The 15535-nt window shown below is 59.7% G+C and carries 15 protein-coding genes and 1 rRNA gene; 7 read left to right on the top strand and 9 right to left on the bottom strand.

Features of this window, described 5'->3' with window-relative positions; all coding sequences use genetic code 11:
* Nucleotides 1-64: 64 nt before the first annotated feature.
* Complete coding sequence (cspE, locus tag ACRCYW_RS05100) at nucleotides 65-277, bottom strand: transcription antiterminator/RNA stability regulator CspE (RefSeq protein ID WP_349920739.1); 213 nt, start codon at nucleotides 275-277, stop codon at nucleotides 65-67.
* Nucleotides 278-669: 392 nt separating this feature from the next.
* The gene (gene yjbD / locus ACRCYW_RS05105) at nucleotides 670-954 is read right to left on the bottom strand and encodes a DUF3811 domain-containing protein (protein ID WP_438549078.1); all 285 of its coding nucleotides are present in this window, start codon (nucleotides 952-954) and stop codon (nucleotides 670-672) included.
* Nucleotides 955-1240: 286 nt separating this feature from the next.
* On the opposite strand from yjbD, the gene ACRCYW_RS05110 reads away from it, so the two are divergent.
* The gene (locus ACRCYW_RS05110; RefSeq protein WP_005328772.1) at nucleotides 1241-1366 is read left to right on the top strand and encodes a hypothetical protein; all 126 of its coding nucleotides are present in this window, start codon (nucleotides 1241-1243) and stop codon (nucleotides 1364-1366) included.
* A 46-nt stretch (nucleotides 1367-1412) separates the two neighbouring features.
* On the opposite strand, the gene ACRCYW_RS05115 is transcribed toward ACRCYW_RS05110, so the two are convergent.
* Nucleotides 1413-2183, bottom strand: a complete 771-nt coding sequence (locus tag ACRCYW_RS05115) for a substrate-binding periplasmic protein (protein ID WP_438549079.1) — start codon at nucleotides 2181-2183, stop codon at nucleotides 1413-1415.
* A 154-nt stretch (nucleotides 2184-2337) separates the two neighbouring features.
* Entirely contained in the window at nucleotides 2338-2904 is a 567-nt protein-coding gene (locus tag ACRCYW_RS05120) for a single-stranded DNA-binding protein (RefSeq protein WP_438549080.1), read from the bottom strand.
* 544 nt (nucleotides 2905-3448) lie between these two features.
* On the opposite strand from ACRCYW_RS05120, the gene ACRCYW_RS05125 reads away from it, so the two are divergent.
* A complete protein-coding gene (locus ACRCYW_RS05125) occupies nucleotides 3449-4093 on the top strand; it encodes a LuxR C-terminal-related transcriptional regulator (RefSeq protein ID WP_438549081.1) in 645 nt (214 codons plus the stop codon).
* Between the two features lie 327 nt (nucleotides 4094-4420).
* Nucleotides 4421-7249: an excinuclease ABC subunit UvrA gene (uvrA, locus tag ACRCYW_RS05130; protein ID WP_438549082.1), complete on the top strand. Its 2829-nt coding sequence runs from the start codon at nucleotides 4421-4423 to the stop codon at nucleotides 7247-7249.
* Between the two features lie 149 nt (nucleotides 7250-7398).
* Here the strand turns inward: uvrA and ACRCYW_RS05135 are convergent, their stop codons facing one another.
* Entirely contained in the window at nucleotides 7399-7524 is a 126-nt protein-coding gene (locus tag ACRCYW_RS05135) for a hypothetical protein (protein ID WP_438549083.1), read from the bottom strand.
* A 326-nt stretch (nucleotides 7525-7850) separates the two neighbouring features.
* Between ACRCYW_RS05135 and ACRCYW_RS05140 the strand changes: the two genes are divergently transcribed.
* Nucleotides 7851-8462: an OmpW family outer membrane protein gene (locus ACRCYW_RS05140; protein ID WP_438549084.1), complete on the top strand. Its 612-nt coding sequence runs from the start codon at nucleotides 7851-7853 to the stop codon at nucleotides 8460-8462.
* A gap of 126 nt (nucleotides 8463-8588) precedes the next feature.
* Here the strand turns inward: ACRCYW_RS05140 and ACRCYW_RS05145 are convergent, their stop codons facing one another.
* Nucleotides 8589-9380: a GNAT family N-acetyltransferase gene (locus ACRCYW_RS05145; RefSeq protein ID WP_438549085.1), complete on the bottom strand. Its 792-nt coding sequence runs from the start codon at nucleotides 9378-9380 to the stop codon at nucleotides 8589-8591.
* A gap of 325 nt (nucleotides 9381-9705) precedes the next feature.
* Here ACRCYW_RS05145 and metF point away from each other — a divergent pair, with 325 nt between their 5' ends.
* Nucleotides 9706-10602, top strand: a complete 897-nt coding sequence (metF, locus tag ACRCYW_RS05150; protein ID WP_438549086.1) for a methylenetetrahydrofolate reductase — start codon at nucleotides 9706-9708, stop codon at nucleotides 10600-10602.
* 67 nt (nucleotides 10603-10669) lie between these two features.
* On the opposite strand, the gene ACRCYW_RS05155 is transcribed toward metF, so the two are convergent.
* A complete protein-coding gene (locus ACRCYW_RS05155; protein WP_438549087.1) occupies nucleotides 10670-11734 on the bottom strand; it encodes a DUF3103 family protein in 1065 nt (354 codons plus the stop codon).
* Between the two features lie 146 nt (nucleotides 11735-11880).
* Nucleotides 11881-13032 carry a benzoate/H(+) symporter BenE family transporter gene (locus ACRCYW_RS05160; protein WP_438549088.1) on the bottom strand — a complete coding sequence of 384 codons (1152 nt, stop codon included), beginning with the start codon at nucleotides 13030-13032 and terminating at the stop codon, nucleotides 11881-11883.
* A 114-nt stretch (nucleotides 13033-13146) separates the two neighbouring features.
* On the opposite strand from ACRCYW_RS05160, the gene ACRCYW_RS05165 reads away from it, so the two are divergent.
* The gene (locus ACRCYW_RS05165; RefSeq protein WP_438549089.1) at nucleotides 13147-13716 is read left to right on the top strand and encodes a helix-turn-helix domain-containing protein; all 570 of its coding nucleotides are present in this window, start codon (nucleotides 13147-13149) and stop codon (nucleotides 13714-13716) included.
* A 3-nt stretch (nucleotides 13717-13719) separates the two neighbouring features.
* Here the strand turns inward: ACRCYW_RS05165 and ACRCYW_RS05170 are convergent, their stop codons facing one another.
* Complete coding sequence (locus ACRCYW_RS05170; protein ID WP_438549090.1) at nucleotides 13720-14916, bottom strand: NnrS family protein; 1197 nt, start codon at nucleotides 14914-14916, stop codon at nucleotides 13720-13722.
* Nucleotides 14917-15410: 494 nt separating this feature from the next.
* Here ACRCYW_RS05170 and ACRCYW_RS05175 point away from each other — a divergent pair.
* A 16S ribosomal RNA gene (locus ACRCYW_RS05175) occupies nucleotides 15411-15535 on the top strand; the annotation flags it as partial.

The raw sequence follows: 15535 nt of genomic DNA on the forward strand, positions 1-15535 counted from the left end.
AGGCGGGTTTTTTCAATTCATGCAGAAGGTCCTGTCGATGAACGACCAGGCTTCCTGGCTTGAATTACAGACCAACTACGTTGGCAGCAGCCGGGCCTTTCTGGCCTTGCTCGATGGTGAACTCAACACGCTGACCTTCTTCCAGGGTTTTGAAACCGTTGGACTGGATGGCGGAGAAGTGTACGAACACGTCTTTGCTGCCGTCAGCCGGGGAGATGAAGCCAAAACCTTTCTCAGCGTTGAAGAACTTAACGGTACCAGTCATTTTGTTGGACATGATAATTTCCTTGAATAGTGATATTGAAACGCCACCTGTTGTGGCAATCCATGATTTTTCGTCAGCAATACGTATGGGGAGCACTAAAGAAGGATAATTATTTGGCCTGAATCTTCGATGAAGAACTCATGCACAAATCACTGCTTTAAAATGACTGCCTAACATAATCAGGTCTGAACTACCGAACCATCGAATCGATTAGAACACGCACACCTCGCCATGGCAATCTTTATCTCGGTGTTAACTGCCTGCCATCGTCCGCTTTGGAGTGGTTTCTGTGGACAAAATCGCCTTCTACCAGATGAACAAGGTGGTCCTTGAACTGCTGATCAAGGAAGCATGATGTGCCATGTCAGGACGACTGTATGCTTGTCCGGACAGGCCATCCTGGGTTAGCGCTTGCTTCGGTACTTGTTGCTGACGGAGTCGGACCAGCTGAAGGTTTCGGAAGCGGATTGATCCTTGGCACGTGCCTTGGCCTTCTCTCTTGCCAGGGCAGAGGCTGCCTTGGCGGCCTTGTTGCGATCGGCCTCGATCTTCAGGCGCCCCTCTTCACGGATCTTGTTGCGCTCCCCGTTGCTCAGGGTGTGATCCGCATTGGCCTGGGCCTTTTGCAGCAACAAGGTGATCTCGGCCTTCTCGGCTTCGGTGAGATCCTTCATCTCGAGTTTCTTCATGGGGGCACTCCTGTGGCGGGGATGGTTCACCCTAGCACAGTCGGTGAAGCATATCTTATGGAATCGCCTTTCCATCATCAAAATGAATAAGCCGACCGGGTTTTGGCCGGATGCTGGGTGAGGGGTTGGCGGCCTGGTGCCATGAGGCTGGATCCGGGCGGGACGTTGGGGGTATGCTGAGGTGAGTGCGATCCAGGATCGTCACTGCAAGCGTACTGAAGTCTATGATTCGGATGGCATGCTGGAACCTTGGTTCCAACTGTCTGGGTAACATTTTTGGAGTCTGATGATGAGCAACAAAGAACAGCATCACGGCAAAGATGCCAAGAAAAAACCGCAGATGTCACTGAAAGAGAAACGCGAAGCCAAACGGCAGAAAGCCGATCTGAAAAATGGCGGCGCGATGAAGTAACGCTCCTACACTGTTGTTCCTTTGGAGCCAGTATCAAGCCAGCCTGTCATGGGCTGGCTTTTATGTTTTCGGCACCCGGTGAAGTGCCATAGGCGGTGAAGATCCTGGCATAGCGGCCATCCTCCTTCATCCTGGTCAGCTGGCGATCGAACCACTGCTGCTGCGCCGCCTGACGAAAGGCGAAGTGGTACTGGGTGGGCGGGAACAAATCCAGCTGGCGTACCCGCTCGGGGCGATAGCGCTCCCCGTTGCGCTTGTCCTGACCGAGCTGCGCGAGATAGTAGTAGAACACCTGTTGTTCCAGGATCACCGCATCTGTGCGCCCCAGCAGCAGCTTCTGCACCTGGCTCTCTTGCCGCGCCACCTCTTCATACCGCGCATTCCGGGCGCTGATGCGAGCGAACTCCTCTCCCAGGATCTGCTGTGCCCGCTGAAAGGCGCTGACTCTCAGGGTGGCCAGATCTGACAAGGTCCGTACTGGCACCTCGCCCAGCGTGAATACCCGGTTGTGGAAGGTGATCACCGGTTGGGAGAGGTACACCCGCGCCAGCATGCCGGGTTTGACATTGATGACGGCATCCAGCTTGCCCTGTGCCAGCATGCGAAAGGTGCGCTCCAGCGGTAGGTAGACGAACTGGGGTTCATAACCGCTGTCGGCGAAGGCAGCTGTCAGCAGGTCCAGCTCTATGCCCCGGCCTTGCTCCTGTATCACATAGGGGGGAATGGCAAAGCTGACCCCGACGCGCAATGGCTCGGCCAGCAGCGGGCTGACATGAAGCAGCAGGATGCAGGACAGCAGGCGGTTGAACGGGGTCATACAGGATCTCGGATGGGGTTCGCCCAGATGGTAACCCCAAGGCTCGGCAATCACGCCGTGATGGGGACGCGACACCTTCAAAAGCCCAAAAAGGGGGGCTGACTGCGTCAGAAGCAGGCAAAAAAAGGCCCTGAATCGTCAGGGCCTGGGTGTCTTAGAAGGGGATGTCGTCGTCGAAGTCCATCGGCGGCTCGTTGTAGACCGGCGGTGCGGACTGCGGCTGCTGCGCAGGACGACCGTAGCCACCCTGTTGCTGCATGTTCTGCTGCGGTGCGGGAGCGGGACGCTGCATGTTCTGCTGGGGAGCCTGTTGCGGCTGACCCCAGTTGCCCTGGGATTGCTGACCGCCCATGCCCTGGCCCCCTTGTGGACGGCCGCCCAGCATCTGCATCACACCGGTGAAGCTGTCGACCAGTACTTCGGTGGTGTAGCGCTCCTGGCCACTCTGATCCTGCCACTTGCGGGTCTGCAGCTTGCCTTCCACATAGACCTGGGAACCCTTCTTCAGGTATTCACCCGCGACTTCGGCCAGCTTGCCCATGAACACCACGCGGTGCCACTCGGTGCGCTCTTTCTGCTCACCGGTTTGCTTGTCACGCCAGGTCTCGGAGGTGGCTATGGTGATGTTGGTCACGGCACCGCCACTCGGCATGTAGCGCACTTCAGGATCCTGCCCCAGGTTACCGATCAGAATGACTTTGTTGATGCCTCGACTGGCCATAATCTCTCTTCCACCTTATATACCGACCAGCTGACTGGTCTGGGTTCACTCACAATATTGCTGCCGCGCAAGTCCGCCATCGTCTGATCTGACGCGGGATTGCCAGCGGGTCGCTGATGGGGCCGGGCCCTGTCATCGACATCCGGATTAGCTCGCCATAGTAACAGTTGATGTGCGGGATAGCACATCTTTAGCGCCGCAGGAGCGGTTTGAGCCATCCCCCAGGCGGGTGGGAATACGCTATCGCAGTTGCCCTGATCCCGGCAAGTACGGCCATGGGGGGTGGCTCACGTCTTTGCATTTTTTGTCGGCGTGAGGAGCCTGATCACAGTTTGCCCCATCCTGCCTCATTCCCCCCCAAATAGGGGGGCTCTCCTAGTCCACTGTATTGTCTGATAAAAAAATGATTTTATATCGACCCATATGAAGCCTAATGCTTTTTTAATACTATGTAAAAACAACGGCTTGTTACTCTCTCGCGACCATTGCTGGCGTATGAAATGACGATCAAGGCCGACAGGCAAAAAGTTCGAGGAAGAGCCCCATGAAGACAGAGACTCCGCTGGTACTCGTGACCGAAGGCAATGTTCAGGCGAGCACCTTCATGAGTTATCTGATGGCTCAACTGGGTCAGCCCATATGCCTCATCAGCCACCCCGATCAGCTGCTGACCGTCACGGGTTGCAGCCTGTTTCTGGTCGATCTGGACTATCTCAAGTCAAGCCAGCAGTTTGACTGGCACAGGAATATCGCCGCGTTCGATGGGGTCCATACCGTGCTGCTCAATGCGCCGACCAACACGGATCGGGATCTGCTGCTGATGTGGCCCAATACCAGCGGCCTCTTCTTTCGCCAGGACCCCCTGGACCGACTGGTGGCCGGCATCAAGAAGGTGAGGCAGGGGGAGTTCTGGATCCCTCGCCACCTGATGTGCGAGCTGGTCAGCTATTACCGGCAGGGGGCCGAGCCAACCCAGCGCAGCCAGAGCCTGCTGACGGCGCGCGAGCGTGAGATCATCCGCCATTTGATGACGGGGGCCTCCAACACCGAGATCGCCGACAACCTGTTCGTCAGCGAGCACACCATCAAGTCCCACCTCTATAACGTCTTCAAGAAGTTGAACGTCAAGAACCGGCTGCAGGCGGTGAGCTGGGCCAAGGAGTACCTCGATCTGACGAGTTCCCACTGAGGCGGGTTCGGGGCTCAGATTGATACCCGGCCTATCGCTGGCCAGCGAGGAGCTCAGGGGTGCCGATATCCCGCTGGCATCCCAGCCACCTGAGCAGCAGAGCTATCCCGTAGAGAGTGGCGTTCTGGTGATGGATGGCACCACTACTCGTTTTATCCATCGTTTTTATCGCCGTCTCAGCCCACATTTCGGCTGGTTCCACGGAGCCGGAGGGCGGCCGTTCCTATGGGTGTCACCCCGATGATTTCCCCCGTTAACTGTCTATCCATCCAGTAGTCTCTATGCCATACTGGTTCGCTCTGGTTTGTGTATCGAGCGTGCAAGAAGATGGAAAAAATCGTGATTCGGGGTGCCCGCACCCACAATCTGAAGAACATCAACCTGATCCTGCCCCGCGACAAGTTGATCGTGGTGACGGGTCTGTCCGGCTCCGGCAAGTCTTCGCTGGCGTTCGATACCCTCTATGCCGAGGGGCAGCGCCGCTACGTGGAATCCCTCTCCGCCTATGCCCGCCAGTTCCTCTCCCTGATGGAAAAGCCGGATGTGGACCATATCGAGGGGCTCTCCCCGGCCATCTCCATCGAGCAGAAGTCCACCTCCCATAACCCGCGCTCGACGGTCGGCACCATCACAGAGATCTACGACTACCTGCGGCTGCTGTTCGCCCGGGTCGGCGAGCCGCGCTGCCCGACCCACGCCATCCCGCTGACCGCCCAGACCATCAGTCAGATGGTGGATCAGGTGCTGGCCCAGCCGGAAGGCAGCAAGCTGATGCTGCTGGCCCCCGTGGTGCGCAACCGCAAGGGCGAGCACACCAAGCTGCTGGAGAATCTGGCGGCCCAGGGTTATATCCGGGCCCGTATCGACGGCGAGGTGTGCGATCTCTCCGATCCTCCCCCGCTGGAACTGCACAAGAAGCACACCATCGAAGTGGTGGTGGATCGCTTCAAGGTGCGGGATGATCTCGCCCTGCGGCTGGCCGAATCCTTCGAGACGGCACTGACCCTGTCCGGCGGCATAGTACTGGTGGCGCCCATGGACGGGGAGGAGGGGGTTGAACCCATGACCTTCTCCGCCAACTTTGCCTGTCCCGAGTGTGGCTACTCCATGTCGGAGCTGGAGCCGCGCATCTTCTCCTTCAACAACCCGGCCGGCGCCTGCCCTACCTGCGATGGCCTCGGGGTGCAGCAATATTTCGACCCCGCCAAGGTGATCGGCGATCCGGGCCAGAGCCTGGCCGGCGGCGCCATCCGTGGTTGGGACAAGCGCAGCTTCTATTACTTCCAGATGCTCAAATCCCTCTCCGAGCACTACAAGTTCGATCTGGAAAGCCCCTGGGAGGATCTGCCCCTCAAGACCCAGGAGGTGATCCTGCGGGGCTCCGGCAAGGCGGAGATCGAGTTCCGCTACATGAACGATCGCGGCGATGTGGTGGTGCGCAAGCATCCGTTCGAGGGGATCCTGCACAACATGGAGCGCCGCTACCGGGAGACCGAATCCAACTCGGTGCGGGAAGAGCTCGCCAAGTACATCGCCAACAAGTCCTGCACCAGCTGCGGTGGCAGCCGGCTGCGGGAAGAGGCGCGCCACGTGTTCGTGGACAACCGCAACCTGCCTGCCATCGCCGAGCAATCCATCGGCGATGCGCTGGCGTTCTTCGCCGGCATCGAGCTGACCGGGCAGCGGGCCCAGATCGCCGAGAAGATCCTGAAAGAGATCGTCGAGCGGCTCGGCTTCCTGGTGAACGTGGGCCTGAACTACCTGAGCCTGTCCCGCAGCGCCGAGACCCTGTCCGGCGGCGAGGCTCAGCGCATCCGGTTGGCGAGCCAGATCGGCGCTGGCCTGGTGGGGGTCATGTATGTGCTGGATGAGCCCTCCATCGGCCTGCACCAGAGAGACAACGAGCGACTGCTCAAGACCCTGACGCACCTGCGGGACCTCGGCAATACCGTGATAGTTGTGGAGCACGACGAGGACGCCATTCGCCTCGCCGACCATGTGCTGGATATCGGTCCCGGCGCCGGGGTGCACGGTGGCGCCATCGTCGCGCAAGGCACACCTGAGGAGATCATCGCGAACCCGGAATCCCTGACCGGTGACTACCTCTCAGGCCGCAAGCAGATCGCCATCCCGGCCGAGCGCACACCGCTCACTGGCAAGTGGTTGAAATTGAAGGGGGCGAGTGGCAACAACCTGCGCAACGTCAACCTGGATCTGCCCATCGGGGTGATGACCTGCGTCACCGGCGTTTCCGGCTCCGGCAAGTCGACGCTCATCAACGACACCCTGTTCCGCATCGCCCATCGGGAGCTGAACAAGGCCACCGAGTCGACCCCGGCGCCCTACCGCAGCGTGGAAGGGTTGGAGCATCTGGACAAGGTGGTGGATATCGATCAGAGCCCCATCGGCCGCACCCCGAGATCCAACCCGGCGACCTATACCGGCCTGTTTACCCCGATCCGCGAGCTGCTCTCCGGCACCCAGGAGGCGCGCTCCCGTGGCTATCAGCCGGGTCGCTTCTCCTTCAACGTCAAAGGGGGCCGCTGCGAGGCTTGTCAGGGAGACGGGGTCATCAAGGTGGAGATGCACTTCCTGCCGGACGTGTACGTGCCGTGCGACGTCTGCAAGGGCAAGCGCTACAACCGCGAGACCCTGGAGGTGAAGTACAAGGGCAAGAACATCCACGAGATCCTGGAGATGACGGTGGAAGATGCCCGCGAGTTCTTCGACCCGGTGCCGGCGGTGGCGCGCAAGCTGCAGACCCTGATGGACGTGGGCCTCTCCTACATCCGCCTCGGTCAGTCGGCGACCACGCTCTCTGGCGGCGAGGCGCAGCGGGTCAAGCTGGCGCGGGAGCTCTCCAAGCGCGATACAGGCCAGACCCTCTATATCCTGGATGAGCCGACCACCGGCCTGCACTTCCACGACATCCAGCAACTGCTGAAAGTGCTGCACCAGTTGCGGGATAGAGGCAATACCATCGTCATCATCGAGCACAACCTGGACGTCATCAAGACCGCCGACTGGATCGTCGATCTCGGGCCAGAGGGGGGGTCTGGTGGTGGTCGCATCCTGGTGACCGGCACGCCGGAGGAGATGAGCCGTTGCAAGGAATCCCACACGGCGCGCTTCCTGGCGCCGCTGCTGAGCAAGTAAAGCGAGAAAGACAAGCAAGGGGCCTCTGGCCCCTTTTTTGTCGGTTGCGGTTGGTGAGGTGTCCGAATGTTCTGCTCAAGCACGTTCGCGGACGGCGATGAGCTGGTCGTGAGTAACGTCGGAGATTTACAAGTCGGGGGGAAAGGAGATCAGTGGGTCAGCATCAGGAAGGCGAGGGCAAACACGAAGCCCAGCAAGATAAACAGGAAGGAGCCTATGCCCCAGATGGCTGCCAATATACCCAGTATTTTGTCTTTTCGAGTCTGTGGTTTCATAGATGCTCTATTACAGCTGCGCTACACCGCATTAATAAAATACGCAGTCCGTGACAGTTAAACAACATCCGGTGAGGGAATGGGAGGCTTAAAGATATATTTAATTGGTATTTATGGTGGGCGGCAGTGGCATGGTAATAATATAACTATCTGTATTTAATGTGATTTAATGGCATTTAAGATGATTTGATGAACAACTGAAGTTGCCGTGCACATCCATCTATTTCTTGATAACTATTGAGCTAAATCAATAACTCTTCATTCACATCCTTTTATAGTTTTCGGGCTTACAACATAGAAAGAAAACAAAAAAAGGGAATTAAGTGATGAAAAAGATCCTTCCTCTGGTAATCGCAGCCGCCTTTGCTTCCCCTCTCGCCATGGCACACCAGGCCGGCGATATTCTGGTGCGTGGCGGGCTGGCGTTCGTCTCCCCCCAGACCAGCAGCGACGATGTACTGGGCACGGGTGAGCTGGATATCGACAGCAATATGCAGCTGGGCCTGACCCTCTCCTACATGATCACCGACAACTGGGGCGTCGAGCTGCTGGCCGCCACGCCCTTCTCCCACTCGGTATCGACCCCGGGGTTGGGTGAGGTGGCCAAGGTCAAGCACCTGCCGCCGACCCTGATGGCGCAGTACTATTTCGGGGATGCCAACAGCAAGGTGCGTCCCTACGTGGGGGCCGGCGTCAACTACACCTTCTTCTTCGACGAAGAGGGTCGCGGCGCTCTGGATGGCACCGACGTCAGCGTCGACTCCTCCTGGGGACTGGCGGGTCAGGTGGGCCTGGACATGGCCATCAACGATCGCTGGTTCGTCAACGCCTCGGCCTGGCTCATCGACATCGATACCGATGTCCACACCGCCGTCGGCACCATCAATACCTCCATCGATCCGGTCGCCTTCATGTTTGGCGTTGGCTACCGTTTCTGATCCCATTCAATTGGCCCCATCGTGGCCATATAACCAAGCACGTCTCATTTTGGCCCGGCACTGTCCGGGTCTTTTTCTGTCCGTCGCGGGCTGGCCACCACGGATCCCTCGCCGGTGGAGAGGTCGTTATTCTGTTTGCCAGCGGCACAGGCTGCCGATACGGGCGACGGGGATGAAGCCGAGGCTGCGATAGATGCGCTGGGCATGATAATGCTCGTCGGCCACTATGATGAGGCGTTCGGCCTGCGTCAGACCCTGGCGTGCGACCTGGCTCAGCAACTGGCGGCAGAGCCCACGATTACGCCAATCCCTGTGGGTGCGCACCAGTTGGAAGCGTCCCAGCCTGGTGGTGAAGAAGAGGCCGCAGCTGGCGATCAGTTGTGCGTCTTGCCAGATCCCCCACCACTGCCCCAGCCCGTCGGCAATCATGCCCTGATAGAGGTTGCGCCTCGAGTGCAGATAAGCGAGGTAGCCCTCGGCGGGATGAGTCGGCTCCCGTTCGGCCATCTCCAGGGCCAGCCAGTCATCCCAGTCAGCAGTGGTAAAGGCGCGGGCGGGAGAGAAATTCGCCTGGGTGTCTGCTTGCCAGTCAATGGCATCCAGTGCCAGCACCACGCATTCCATGTATTGGTAGCCCGCCGCCACGAAACCCGCGACCCGGCTGTTCTGCCCCTCGGCGAGGGGCCACTGGAAGGTGCGATGACGGACCCTGGGATCCTGGCCGATCCATAGATCGAAACTGGCTTCGAGCCAGCCCTTGTCACGGTCGCTCGGCGGGGAGGGCAGCAGCAGGTAGTTGCCGAAGTAGTAATCCGGCGCCGTCGGGATCCGTACCGTCCAGAACTGGCCGTGATCCCGGACCTCGCCTTGATAGCGCTCAAACAATAAATCGGTGGCAAAGCCGGGGTGGTCTTCCATGATGGGTTCCTGCAAGTGACTCAAATGATTATCGGCAGGAGGAGGGAGAAGTTAAAAAAAGGCCGGGAAGACCCGGCCAAACAATCACACGCAGATTCAGAACGTCCTAGACGATCCGCCCGCATCATAGCGTGCCTGAGATCATTTTGGGATGGGGGGTCATGGTTACTTAAGTCGAATTGCCGAATAAAAAAACCATCGATCCGAGATTCGATGCAAATCGATGTTGACTTTGATCGGTTTTCTCATAAAGATAGAAAGACGTTTAGACGTCCAAACATCCGTTTGACGTACCAAAGCAGATGGCAGGACAGGGAGAGAGCAGATGGGATTTCACAGCGCGCGTCAGGTTGAGGCACTCAACCAGAGTCTGGCGGACTTGGGTAACAACATTTCGGTCAGCTTCGAGTTTTTCCCCCCCAACAGCGAAGGGATGGAAAACACCCTGTGGCAATCCATCGAGCGGCTCCAGGTGCTGGAGCCCAAGTTCGTCTCCGTGACCTATGGCGCCAACTCGGGCACCCGGGATCGCACTCACAAGGTGATCAAGGACATCAAGGAGCGCACCGGTCTCATCGCCGCCCCGCACCTGACCTGTATCGATGCCAGCCGCGACGAGCTGCGCACCATAGCCCGTGACTACTGGAACAGCGGCATCCGCCATATCGTTGCCCTGCGTGGCGACCTGCCCGCCGGCATCGACAAGCCCGACATGTATGCCACGGATCTGGTCGCCCTGCTCAAGTCCGAGGCCGACTTTGACATCTCGGTGGCCGCCTATCCGGAAGGACACCCCGAAGCGCGTAGCGCCCAGTCCGATCTGCTGAGCCTGAAGCGCAAGATAGATGCGGGTGCGAACCGTGCCATCACCCAGTTCTTCTTCGACGTGGAGACCTATCTGCGCTTTCGGGATCGCTGCGCCGCCATCGGCATCGACGCCGAAATCGTGCCGGGGATACTGCCGGTCTCCAACTACCAGACCCTGGCCAAGTTCGCCGGCTTCACCAACGTGAAGATCCCGCGCTGGATGCATCAGCGCTTCGAAGGGCTGGACAACGACCAGACCACCCGCAACATGGTGGGGGCCAGCATCGCCATCGATCAGGTGCGGGTGCTGAGTCAGGAGGGGGTGAAGGACTTCCACTTCTATACACTGAACCGCTCCGAGTTGACCTATGCCATCTGCCACACCCTGGGGGTGAGGCCCAAGTCCCAGGTCTGATCCCCGGATCACACCAACAAAAAAAGCCAGTGAGTCGCCTCATTGGCTTTTTTGCTATGGCCGGGTGTCAGGGACGGGTTGGCTGGATCTCCTTGGGCTCCAGGGTGATGACGGCATTGCCGGCGGCCCCCGGATACTGGTCATAACGCTGGTCTTGCTCCAGGGTGTAGAAGGTATCCAGGTAGTCGTCGTTGTTGGTCATCCAGGAGTCGGGCAGGGCCTTGACGATGCGGCCACCGAGGTCGAGGAAGGGCAGGGCCTCCGGCACGCCGCCGGCGGTGAAGCCGAGCTTGAGCGCCTCTATCAGCAGGGCGCTGAGCTCCTTGTAGTTGACGTTGTCATCCTGCTCCATCATGACCACGTCGACGGCGCCCCAGCGATAGCGATCCCAGTACACCAGGATCTGGTTCGGGCTGTAGTCGGTGTTGTCATAGTCGAGATAGGGCATGTCGACGATGTCCACCACGGGCTCATCCCGGCTGGGATTGACCCCGGCCACCACGGCGTAGACCTCGGCGGCCCCGAGCAGCCAGGGCTCCTGATCGTCGTTCAACCTGATCTTCTTGAGGATGCTGGTTTTCAGGGGTGCCGTGCTGCTCTGCGCCATGGGGGCTGCTTGCAACTCTGCGGCGGCCAGCGCCTTGCGCATCACCTGCAAGCCGGCATTCTTGGCCTTGATGGGGTCGGCCTCCACTACCAGAACCGGCCGCGCCGGCGGCTGGTTCACATCGAGATAGACGGGATTGCCAGCCGTATCAAAGGCTTCGATGGCGCTCCAGCTCTGTTCATCACCACTGGGCACATAGGCGATGAGGGGTTCGACCCCTTGCTTCAGGGCGGCCGCCTGTTCCGGGTTGGCCAGCCTCAGCTGCATCAGCTGCTTGACCTCTCCCTCCAGCCCCTGCCGGCTGATGGCGGCCTGGTTGGCATCGGTTGCCTGTCGCTTCAGCCTGGGACTGGCTTTTTGCAGCAGATTCGGTAGCGGTGCCTGGTACTCCTGATTGGCGAGCAGGGGCAGCAGGTTCTTCTGCTGCAGGGCGAGCTGGCGTGCCAGCTCCCTGTCCGTATCGGCGGCCTGGGCCGCGCTGGTCCCCAGCAGGGCCAGTAATAAGATGACAGCCTGATTCCTCATTATCTTTCTCCAATGTTGAGTCTGACGAGGCGCATCCCGGGAAGAATGGGCGCCTCCCGCCCACTAGACGGCAATTGGTTTCAACTGTGAACCATGCTTGCCGAATTATGTGCGGCGTCTCACTGGAGTCTCCCCAGATGGGCAGGTCAGGCGCGCAGCCGATTGACTTGGTGCAACCCTATGCCGACCAGCAGCCCCCAGCAGGCGGATCCGACCCCGAGCAGGCTGATCCCGGAGGCGGTGATGATGAAGGTCAGCAAGGCGGCCTCCCGCTCTTCATCCTGTTGCAAGGCCCCGTGCAGGCTGCTGCCTATGGTCCCGAGCAGTGCCAGTCCGGCCACGCAGGTGACCAGGGCGGTGGGAAACGCGCTGAACAGGGCCACTACGGTAGCGCCGAAGCAACCGGTAAGCAGGTAGAAGCAACCGGCCCAGACCGCGGCTGGCCAGCGCCGGTTGGCGTCGGGATCCACCTCCTTGCCCATGCAGATGGCGGCCGTGATGGCGGCCAGGTTGAAGGCGTAGCCGCCGAAGGGGGCCAGCAGCAGGCCGGTCAGGCCGGTCCAGCTGATGAGGGAAGAGGTGGCAGGTTGATAGCCGTGGGCCCGCAGAATGGTGATGCCGGGCATGTTCTGCGACGTCATGGTGACGATGAAGAGCGGCAGGGCGATTCCCAGCAGGGCATCGAGGGAAAAGGTCGGCGTGGTCCAGACCGGGGCGGAGAGCTGCCAGCCGAGGCCATCCAACTGCAATTCCCCCCGCAAGGCGCAGACCAGCATGCCGACGGCGAGCACCAGCACCATGGTATAGCGTGGCCACAGGTGCCTACCTGTCAAAAATGCGATTAACAGGGTCCCCAGCAGCAGGGGATCCTCTGGGGCGACCCTGAACAGATCCAGCCCGAAACGGAGCAGGACCCCGGCCAGCATGGCGGCGGCCAGGGGAGCCGGAATATGTCGCATCAGGCGATCGAACCAGCCGCTGATGCCGCACAGGGTGATCAGTAAGGAGGAGATCGCGAAGGCACCGATGGCCTCCCCCAAGCTGAAGTTGCCCAGGCTGGTGATGAGCAGGGCTGCGCCCGGGGTGGACCAGGCGGTCAATACCGGCACGCGGTAATAGAGGGATAGGCCGATGCAGCTCACCCCCATGCCGATCCCCAGGGTCCACAGCCAGGAGGAGACCTGGGCTGCGTCGGCGCCGGCGGCGGTAGCGGCCTGGATGATCAACACGACTGAGCTGGTGTAACCGACCAGCACGGCGATCAGGCCTGCGGCCAGATGGGGTAGGGCGAAGGGCATAGGACTTCCTTGTGAGGCTGGCGGCTTGTGCGTTATTGCGTACAATATGATCTCGACTATAGCCTTGTGCGTTATTGCGCACAAGGTGGTGAAAAGAAATTCCGGGGAGAGGTTATGCAAGAGATGAGTCTGCACCTGGCTGCGCGGTTGAAGGCGCTGCGGGCCGAGCGAGGTTGGAGCCTGGACTCCGCCGCCCGTGAGACCGGGGTGAGCAAGGCCATGCTGGGGCAGATCGAGCGGGGGGAGTCGAGCCCGACGGTGGCGACCCTGTGGAAGATAGCCACCGGCTTTCGGGTCTCCTTCTCCAGCTTTATCGAACCCGCTCCCCATGAACAGGAGCAGACGCTCTATCGCGTCGCCGATGCCATTCGCCAACAGCCGGCGGGAGAGGGTATGCAGGTGGCGCCGCTATTCCCCTATGAGGGGCGGTTCGGGTTCGAGCTGTTTGAACTCACCCTGCTACCCGGCTATCAGCGGGAGTCCGAGCCCCATGAGCCGGGCGTCACCGAGCATGTGATCGTCATCAGCGGCGCTATGGAGGTGTTGACCGATGGAGAGTGGCGCACCCTCACGCAGGGGGAGGCGGTACGCTTCGCCGCCGATCGCCCCCATGGTTATCGCAATCTGGGGGTGGCACCCGCCGTCTTCCATAACCTGATCCACTACCCAAGTCCGCGCCCCTGATGCCTAGCCTGGGCGGCCATCCGCCCTGGGGCTCATCAGTATGGGGGCGTAGACCCAGACGAACAGCCCATAGGCCGCGACCCAGCTCCAGCCACTCAGATTCCACCCCGTCAGGGCCAGCGTCGGCCAGAGCAGGGGGAGCACAACTCGCATCAGTGCAGAGAGGATGACCAGGACGAACGCCGCCGTGATCCTGCGACCCACCTGCAAGGATCGACCACTGTGGCCGAGGGATACCCTGGCGATCATCCCGAGGATCATGGTGCCCATGCAGCCAGCACTCATCAGATGGCTGGCCAGCGACAGCGTGATGGGCCAACCGGCGGCCTGGGCCGCGAGGGCGAGCAAACCCAGAGGTATGAACAGATAAGCCAGGTGCAGGGACCACAACAAGGGATGAGGAAGGGTGGCGTCTGGGCGCCAGCGCAGTTGCCGCCACAGGTGCAGGCAGGTCGCCACTATATATAGGGGGACTATATAGAGGGGGGGGATCCCGATGAGGGGCTGCAGCAACCAGGAGAGCAGGATCAGCCAAAGGGACGCCAAGGCTCCACGCTCCAACCACAAGCGGGGAGTGGCTTTCTCCGTGCCGGTGGCTCTGGCGGTAAAGAAGGGAATGACCCGGCCTCCCATCACGGCGATCAGCGCCGTAAACAACAACACAGTCGTGATCAGCAGATGCTCCACCATGACCCAATCGCTTCGCCACCACCAACTGGCGCCATTGAGCAGGGTCAACAGGACGAGCAGGGGGACGAAGAAGAGGTTGCGCCACTGACGGGTCAGGATGATGGGCCTGGCGAGAAACCAGGTGCACAGCGGCAGCCAGATGAGATCCGCCGCCATCAGCGGGGTATTGCCCTCCCCAAGCCAGGGCAACAGCCCTCTCGGCAGCGCCCAGAGCCCCACCACCAGAGCCAGCGGCCAACCGCGTACTCCGGGATGGGCCGTCCAGTTCTGGACTGCGGTCAGCAAAAAGCCCGCGACTATGGCCGCGCCGAAGCCGAACAGCATCTCATGGGCATGCCACCAGATGGGGTTGGCAAGCCCCGGCAAGCTGAACCAGCCGTTGAGCTGCCCCAGCCATCCCGCCATGGCCAGAGTCGAGAACAGGGCTCCAAACAGGAAGAAGGGTCTGAATCCCAGACGAAACAGGGGCAGGATCTGCTCTTCCTTGCGGCTATCCAGAATCTGATGCATGGCGAGGGCCTAATTGAACATTTGAAAAGCCAATTATAAAGTGGCTTTTCAAATGTTCAATTAAAATCCAGTGAGAGCGGGGGAAGGTGGCGGTTCGGGTGAAAATAGAATCGATTTGTTTCATATGTGAGCGAACGAACGTCGAATGGGAATTTTATGCGAAATCGCCCTTGCCAATCCGCGCCGCCTCCCTATAATGCGCCTCCATCGACAGGGCAAGCGGCAACGCAAACAAGCCAGTCGGTAGCCTCGAAAAGCCTTTGAAAATAAGGCTTGACTCGAGAAGGCGGTTGAGTAGAATGCCACTCCCGCAGCGACGAAACGTTGCATTGCTCTTTAACAATTTGAATCAAGCAATCTGTGTGGGCACTCACAGCATCGAGCATCAAAAACAATTTTTGATTTTCAATGTCTGATGAAGTGACCAAAGCAACTTTTAGTTGCAGCAGTTAATTCAGCAATTCATTGAGCCGCCTTAATTGGCAACCAAACTTAAATTGAAGAGTTTGATCATGGCTCAGATTGAACGCTGGCGGCAGGCCTAACACATGCAAGTCGAGCGGCAGCGGGAAAGTAGCTTGCTACTTTTGCCGGCGAGCGGCGGACGGGTGAGTAATGC

The organism is Aeromonas sp. (genome assembly GCF_051657805.1).
Classification (GTDB): Bacteria; Pseudomonadota; Gammaproteobacteria; order Enterobacterales; family Aeromonadaceae; genus Aeromonas.